Annotated in this window: 10 protein-coding genes; 3 read left to right on the top strand and 7 right to left on the bottom strand. The window is 63.4% G+C overall.

Annotated elements, in window-relative coordinates; translation table 11 throughout:
* Positions 1-388 (bottom strand): heavy-metal-associated domain-containing protein (locus tag DPQ23_RS14955; protein ID WP_205961485.1); only part of this gene is annotated, 388 nt, incomplete at its 3' end.
* 68 nt (positions 389-456) lie between these two features.
* Here DPQ23_RS14955 and DPQ23_RS14950 point away from each other — a divergent pair.
* Complete coding sequence (locus tag DPQ23_RS14950) at positions 457-897, top strand: MerR family transcriptional regulator (protein ID WP_051578295.1); 441 nt, start codon at positions 457-459, stop codon at positions 895-897.
* A gap of 22 nt (positions 898-919) precedes the next feature.
* Here the strand turns inward: DPQ23_RS14950 and DPQ23_RS14945 are convergent, their stop codons facing one another.
* The 4 genes from DPQ23_RS14945 to DPQ23_RS14930 all read right to left on the bottom strand — a co-directional run bounded on the left by DPQ23_RS14945 (position 920) and on the right by DPQ23_RS14930 (position 3,082).
* Entirely contained in the window at positions 920-1,321 is a 402-nt protein-coding gene (locus DPQ23_RS14945) for a hypothetical protein (protein ID WP_162630794.1), read from the bottom strand.
* A 77-nt stretch (positions 1,322-1,398) separates the two neighbouring features.
* Positions 1,399-2,133 (bottom strand): helix-turn-helix domain-containing protein, encoded by a 735-nt coding sequence (locus DPQ23_RS14940; protein ID WP_112875558.1) that lies wholly within the window; start codon positions 2,131-2,133, stop codon positions 1,399-1,401.
* Between the two features lie 306 nt (positions 2,134-2,439).
* Positions 2,440-2,847: a DUF2442 domain-containing protein gene (locus DPQ23_RS14935; RefSeq protein WP_112875557.1), complete on the bottom strand. Its 408-nt coding sequence runs from the start codon at positions 2,845-2,847 to the stop codon at positions 2,440-2,442.
* On the bottom strand, positions 2,834-3,082 hold the full coding sequence (locus tag DPQ23_RS14930) for a DUF4160 domain-containing protein (RefSeq protein WP_112875556.1): 249 nt from the start codon (positions 3,080-3,082) through the stop codon (positions 2,834-2,836). The genes DPQ23_RS14935 and DPQ23_RS14930 overlap by 14 nt, the downstream gene beginning before the upstream one ends.
* A gap of 293 nt (positions 3,083-3,375) precedes the next feature.
* Between DPQ23_RS14930 and DPQ23_RS14925 the strand changes: the two genes are divergently transcribed.
* A complete protein-coding gene (locus DPQ23_RS14925) occupies positions 3,376-3,738 on the top strand; it encodes a MobC family plasmid mobilization relaxosome protein (protein ID WP_112875555.1) in 363 nt (120 codons plus the stop codon).
* Complete coding sequence (locus tag DPQ23_RS14920) at positions 3,738-5,279, top strand: relaxase family protein (RefSeq protein ID WP_112875554.1); 1,542 nt, start codon at positions 3,738-3,740, stop codon at positions 5,277-5,279. Before DPQ23_RS14925 ends, DPQ23_RS14920 begins: the two co-directional genes overlap by 1 nt.
* A 1-nt stretch (position 5,280) precedes the next feature.
* Here DPQ23_RS14920 and lspA read toward each other — a convergent pair whose 3' ends face one another.
* Together lspA and DPQ23_RS14910 are read right to left on the bottom strand one after the other, a co-directional pair.
* The gene (gene lspA, locus DPQ23_RS14915) at positions 5,281-5,760 is read right to left on the bottom strand and encodes a signal peptidase II (protein ID WP_088239308.1); all 480 of its coding nucleotides are present in this window, start codon (positions 5,758-5,760) and stop codon (positions 5,281-5,283) included.
* The coding region (locus tag DPQ23_RS14910) for a cation diffusion facilitator family transporter (RefSeq protein WP_162630793.1) at positions 5,757-6,333 on the bottom strand (577 nt) is incomplete at its 5' end. The genes lspA and DPQ23_RS14910, both read right to left, overlap by 4 nt.

The raw sequence follows: 6,333 nt of genomic DNA, 5'->3' as shown, positions 1-6,333 counted from the left end.
CCTGCGAACCCGACAGAAAGCTGCCGAAAATCTCGATCACGCCATAGCCGACATTGAGAAGGACAACGATCCAGAGTGCGCGCTTGTAGGCTGGGGTGACGTGCGACAGGTCAGGGATCTTGTCGTCATCCTCATCGGTTTCCGCCCCGGCCACCTTGGGCTGGCCTATGCGATCAAGCTGATAACCCAGGCTTGTCACTGCCTGCTCAATAGCAGGAAGCCGCGTCTGCGGATCATCGACATTGAGCGTCATGATCTGCGAGGCAATCGACACCTTCACCTCGTCCACGCCTTCAACCTTGCGGGCCGCGCCCTCGATCTTGGCGGCGCAGGACGCGCAGTCCATGCCCGTAACGTGATAGCGGATTGTGTCGGTTGCAGCGGCCATTCGTCGATCCTCGAAACTTTAGCCTTGCCCTGCTACAACCTGTAGCGACTACAGGAGCAAGGCAAAAGATGCAGATCGGCGATTTATCCCGGCAGACGGGCGTGAACATCGAGACGATCCGTTACTATGAGCGCATTGGGGTTTTGCCCAAGCCTGCCCGCCAGCCGAACGGACGGCGCACCTACAGCCCCGCCGATGCCGAGCGCCTGGGCTTTATCCGCCATGCTCGCGAGCTTGGTTTCGATCTGCCAAGCATCCGCATCCTGCTCGCCTTGCAAGAACGGCCGGAAGCATCATGCGAGGATGCGAGCCGCATTGCCCAAGAGCAGCTTGAGGCAGTCGAAAGCCGGATTGCCCGCCTGCTTCTCTTGCAGGATGAACTGGCCCGAATGGTCAGCGAATGTAGACGAGGTAGGGTATCCGAATGCCGAGTGATCGAGGCTCTAGCCCCCGCCCGCCCTACAGCCCGCTCTGATCCGAGCGGGCGGGCGGGGACTACTGCACCCTAGTCCTAAACAGCGCCAAGCTAACTTATCGGCCGAGGATGCGCTGAAGGAGGCTGCGCGGTTCCTTGGGCCGCTTGTCTTCCAGGAGCGCCTGCTGACGCTCGGCCAATGCGCGCCAATGGTCGGCATTGGCTTCGGCCTTGCCCAGCATCTCGCGCAACAACTCGACTTCTCGTTTTAGGCCTTGGTCGGTCAGGGTGGTCTGGTGGTTCTCATGGGTGGTCGGTTGCGGTTCCGGGAACCGGTCGGCCGACCGGTCAGGAGCTTGGAAGGAAAACGCACGGTGCAACTCTGCCGGGTCGATGGCGTAGCGACCCCGATCATCCTTGGGCGCGCTCATGCGCCCACTATTGATGGCATTCAGAAGGGTAGACTTGGAGCGGCCGCAGGTCTTGGCAGCCTGGTTCAGCGTCAGCGTCAGCGGCACGGTGGTTCCTTGGGTGGTCGGGGCCGGTCGGCAGGGTGGTCGGTATCGGTTTCCGGAACCGGTAGCCGACCGGTCGGCTACTCGGGGGTCTGGTCGGACTTACCGCCCTCAATCACGTCCAGCTTGTAGCGTTCAACAGCTTGCGCGTGGCTGTTCACGTTGCCCCGGAACGCCCCTTCCGGCGTCACGGTGATGATCTTCACCCGTCCGCGCTTCATCCGTCTAATAGCTCCCACCTGCTCCAAAAGGTCCAAGGCGCGAGCCATCTGGGCCTTGTCGGTTCGCATTACTTCACACAGGTCGGCAGCGGTCTTGGTGCATTCGTAGGACTGCCAACCGAGGTTGCGGGTGATCTGCCAGAGCACCGCCTGCGCGTGGAAGGCCTGTGCCGTAGTCTTCGCCGCCGTAAACAGACGTTCGGTCACGGCGTCCTGATACTGGAATGCAATGGACACGTTGCCTCCTCCGAAGAAGTCAAACTCAATCTGATTGCTGACGGACAGTTCCTTGGCCGCCAGAGCGGCCTTCCGCGCCATTGCGGCGCGTTCGGGGCTGTTCTCCCGGAGAGCCTGCTGATCGAGCAGGAGCGCCGCCTGGTCGTAAACACCGCGCTTGCGCATTGCGCGGGCGGTCAGATCGGCAGGCGGATTCGGGTTTGTGCGTTGGCGCTGTTCTGCTGCCCCAACAATGACGCCGATAGACTGGACAGGCGAGCCTGTCCGACGCTGCGCCAGTTGCGTGACTTTGGCCGTTTCGATGTCTTCGGCAGACACCCCCATCCGCCGTAGTTCGTGAAGTGAAATCCTGCCCATCCCTCGCCTCGATAGTTGTCTGGTGGACAACTTAAGTTGTCTGGTGGACAACTGTCAATTTCTGTTTTTCTCAGCCCAGCAAGGCCGAAACCGCCAAAATGCACCAGCGTATCCATATATCCTAAGAGTCTTAGGTGCACCGGCACACGCAGATCGACCGTTTGGTTGCGCTGCACGGTCGGGACATGCTGGGGAAAGGGAAGCAGAACGGCTGCGCCAGAGTGCCACAGAGAGCGCCGGTGGCGCCCTGTAAGGCCAGACCAAGGCCCAAGGCTTGGAGAGAGTCCTAGAGGCGCTGCGGAACCCTCACGCCTGCTTGCGGGGCCTGCCGCCCTTGGCGCCGTTGGTCCGTGCGGCCGCGGCCTTGGCGGGGGAGGACGACTTGCCCCCTTCCGCGCCAAGCAGCGCGGCCATCCAGCGGCGCGTTCCATAGATGCCCTTCATGAAGCCAGGAACGTAGACGTCCGCGTCCAGACGGGGCCAATGCAGCCCAAGGCCCGACGGGGTGATCTCTATCTCGGCCAGATCGGCCGGATCCGCCCCGGCCAGGTCTTCCACAAGATGCACCGGGACCATGATGGTGACGCCGCTGCTCAGGCCTACCACGAGGCGATTCTGGCGGGCGTCATATTCGGCACTGACAGCATAGCCGTTGCGGCGCAGCTCCTCGCCCTGGCGAACGGCAGACTGAAACTCTTGCTCAGAAATCTCCATGGATGGTGCTCCATTGCGGGCAGAGGGTGGACAGGTGCGCGGCCAGGTCCTTCTGGATGCGCAGTTCTTCGCGGCGCGAGAAGCCGTAGCTTTCCCGCAGGCTCGGCGGACCATCGGGGCAGTTCAGCACGAACACGGCCTCTCCCTTTGCCCCAATGACATGGACATGGGCGGGGCGGTGATCGGCGGGGTAGATCACCACCCGCAAGCCATCGAGGCGAAGAACAGTCGGCATAGCGCACCTTAGAAAAAACCCAAGCGCTTGGGAATAATGGTGAGAGGTAGCACCACTTGGCCATACCTCCAACTGGACCTGACCCTTTCTGACAGTGCCACGATCCCCTTGCTTGACACATCTTCGCGCCAGCATACTCTCGTGGCCACGACAAGGCTTCGCCTTGCCCTGACCACTCGCGCTGGTGAGGGGGCGTGCCGCCCCCTTCAAACCCCCGATCCGCACCTGGTGCGGCGGGACCCGCCCCGAACCCCGGCAGGGGAACACCCCTGCACCCCTCTGGAGCCTGCCTGATGGCCAACGACTCTTCCGCTACTTCCGAGCCTGCCCGCTGGATCAAGCTGCGGGCCAGCGCGGCCGAGCGGGCACGTTGGCAGGCGCTGGCAGCAAGCCGGGGCATGAGCCTGTCGGAGCTAATCCGAGCGTCCTTGGGCGGCTTGCGGCTACGGACGCGGCGGGAAGCGCCGCCGGTCGCCCCGGAGCTGCTGCGGGAGCTGGCGCGGATTGGGAACAACCTCAACCAGCTCGCGCGGGCCGCCAACCGGCACGAGCCGGTAACGGCAACCGCTCTGCTGTCGCGGCTGATCGAGATCGACCGGGATCTTGGGGCGCTTCGGGCGGCGCATACGCGGGCCGACCCGCCGGAGCGCGGCTGATGCTGATCAAGTTTACCAGCGGCGGCCGGGGCGGCGGGGGAGCCGTGTGCAACTACCTGGTCGATGCGGAGCGCACGGGCCGGGAGCATTGCCCGCCGGAAGTGGTGCGGGGTGACCTGGCGCGGACGCAGGAGCTGATCGACAGCATCGAGCGGCAATGGACCTACACGCACGGGGTGCTGTCCTTTGCGCCCGAGGACGCGCCCAGCGTGGCCGAGCAGGCGGCGGCGATGGATGCTTTCGAGGCCTTCGCCTTCGCCGGCCTCGATGCCGATCAGTTCGACATTTCCTGGGTGCGCCACCAGCACACCGAGGCGGGCCGGGTGGAACTGCACTTCGTGACCCCGCGCATGGAGCTGGCCTCCGGGCGGGCGCTCAACATCGCGCCGCCCGGCTGGGAGCGGAGCTTTTCCACCCTGCGGGACGCGCTGAACCTGGAGCATGGCTGGGCGCGGCCGGACGATCCGGCGCGGGCGCGGGAGGTGGCGTTCGAGCTGTCGCCGCCCTGGGCGCAGCACGGCTTTCACCTGAAAGAGGGCAAGGAGGCCGTCCACGGCTATGTGGCGGCGCTGATCGAGCGGGGGGCGGTGCATGACCGCGCTAGCCTGGTCGATGCTCTCACCGAGGCCGGGCTGGAGGTCACGCGGGCAGGCAAGGACTACGTGACGGTGCGTGATCCCGACACCGACGAGCGCCTGCGGCTCAGGGGCCGCATCTACGAGAAGGACTGGAACGATGACACGGAGCTTGGCCGAGCGGCTGCACGAGAGGTTGGAGAGCCAGACGGCCGAGATCGCGGCCTTGACCGAGAGCGAGCTGCAGAAGCTCTCGCAGCGTGTGAGCGCGAGCGTGAGCACCGAGCTGACCGAAATCGAGATCGCTATCGCCCGAGCCACGCATGGGATCAGGACCGCGCTGCCACAGCTGAAATGGATCTTGGGGCTGACCTGGGGCGCATTGATCGTGAGCTTGATGCTGACAGGCTTCTTGCTTTGGCGCTCGAGCCAGCCCTTGAGGGTGGTGGAGGACATGCCCTTGGAGACGTTCCAGAGCGAGGGGCAGAGCTACCTGGTGGTGCCCGAGAACGCGACCCCGCTGCAATGCACCACGCCCTCGGGGCGGAAAGCGATTTGCCTGCATATGAAGAATGGGGACTGAGCCATGGACCAGCTCACGGCATTGGAGCGCGCCTTGCTCGAACAGTTCAGGCTCTTGGCGAACGAGTTCGATCAATCGGAGAGCGCGTCCGAGGAATATTCGAAGAAGGTGGGCGCATGGTCGCAGCGCATCTCGCAGCGACAATCAGCGATCGAGGCCCGCTTGTCGCAGATCGAGGCCACACAGCAGCGCTTGAGCGCGGGCTTGGAGAACTTGAACGCGGCCTTAGCCAAGCAGACCGCCTCAACCACGCACTTGGTGCAGCAGGTGAACGCGTTGCTGAAAGAACGCTGACATTAGTCCAGGAGCGCAAAGCGCACGAATGGGAGTTGGAGCGGGCCGCAAGGCGGGAGCGCGACAGGGGCCACGATCACGAGCTTTAAGTTAGCCCCTCAAGGCAACCCTACTTTGTTTTTGGCTGAATTGGCAGAAGAACAATGAGATAGCCCCGGCCGTGATCCATACATCTGCAAGATTGAACACAAAGGGGTGCCATGCCCCAAAGTGCAGATCGAGATAATCGGTCACCACTCCATACACCGCACGGTCAATGACATTGGCGAGCGCCCCCGCCACAATGAAAGAGGCAGCAATGCGCTCCAAGCCCTGCGATCTAAAAGCCCATAGCGCAAAACTCGCTGTCAATGCGGCCGTGGCGAGCAGCAGCACAAGCCGCGCAGTCTCACCCTCGAATGAGAACAGGCTGAACGAAACCCCCTGATTGAAGGTCAGACGCAGCGCGACAAAGGGCAGAAAGTCGGTTGCCGCGCCGTAGGGTTCGAGAGAGGTGCGCGCCCATAGCTTTGCAGCAAGATCGAGCGCGGCTCCAAAGGCGATGATGAGTGCAGGCCTAGCCGTTTTCATGCACGGCCAGCCTGTTTGAGATCGGAGCGCGCATCCCGGATGATCGACCACGCCGATTGCAGGAACAGGCCCGCGACGGCGAAGGCCACCAGAAGGTCAGGCCAGGACGAGCTAAGCGCCCAGACGAGGACAGCCGCGACGACCACGGCAAGGTTGCCAATCGCGTCGTTGCGCGAGAACAGCCAGACTGCACGCATATTGGCATCGCCCTTGCGGTGGGGCAGCAGCACAAGGGCAGCGGCCACATTGACGATGAAGGCCACGACCGCGAAGCCACCCATCAGGAGGGTTTCCGGCTCATGCTCGACAAAGACGCGGTAGAGCGTCGAGCCAATCACGCCAAGGCCGAGCAGGCCCAGAAACACGCCTTGCAGCAGCGCCGCCTTGGCGCGGGCCGCGAGGCCCCAGCCCACCGCAATGAGGCCGAGGAAGGAAATCAGGCCATCGCCCACGAAATCGAGCGCGTCCGCCTGTAGCGCCTGCGAACCCGACAGAAAGCTGCCGAAAATCTCGATCACGCCATAGCCGACATTGAGAAGGACAACGATCCAGAGTGCGCGCTTGTAGGCTGGG

It is taken from the genome of Paracoccus endophyticus, assembly GCF_003286075.1.
Lineage (GTDB): Bacteria > Pseudomonadota > Alphaproteobacteria > Rhodobacterales > Rhodobacteraceae > Paracoccus > Paracoccus endophyticus.
Note: the sequence above shows the minus strand (reverse complement) of the source record. Positions and strands in the feature narration are given on the sequence as shown.